At 41.3% G+C, this 247-nt stretch carries 1 protein-coding gene; it reads right to left on the bottom strand.

Annotated elements, in window-relative coordinates; genetic code table 11:
* Positions 1-247: hypothetical protein (locus H5159_RS20895; protein WP_182780978.1), on the bottom strand; the 247-nt coding region annotated here is incomplete at both ends.

Below are 247 nucleotides of genomic sequence, written 5' to 3'. Positions count from 1 at the left end.
ACACCCGTTGTGGTACCTGTAATTTCAACGTTTACGTTTTCATCATTGCCGTTAATTACGTCATCGTTTGTATCGTTGATATCAACTGTTATTGCAACTGTAGTGTCTTTGGTAAAGCTGGTTTCGTTTGTGGCTAAATTACCTTCAACATCTAGTGCGCTAACACTTGCTGTAATTTCACCATCAGCAAGGCCTGAAATATTAGTGGCATTTATTGCCCACTCACCGGCTGCATTAATCGCGACGT

The organism is Pseudoalteromonas sp. SG43-1, from assembly GCF_014164415.1.
GTDB lineage: Bacteria > Pseudomonadota > Gammaproteobacteria > Enterobacterales > Alteromonadaceae > Pseudoalteromonas > Pseudoalteromonas distincta.
The sequence above is the reverse complement of the archived record's forward strand: the minus strand, read 5'-3'. Positions and strand labels throughout refer to the sequence as shown.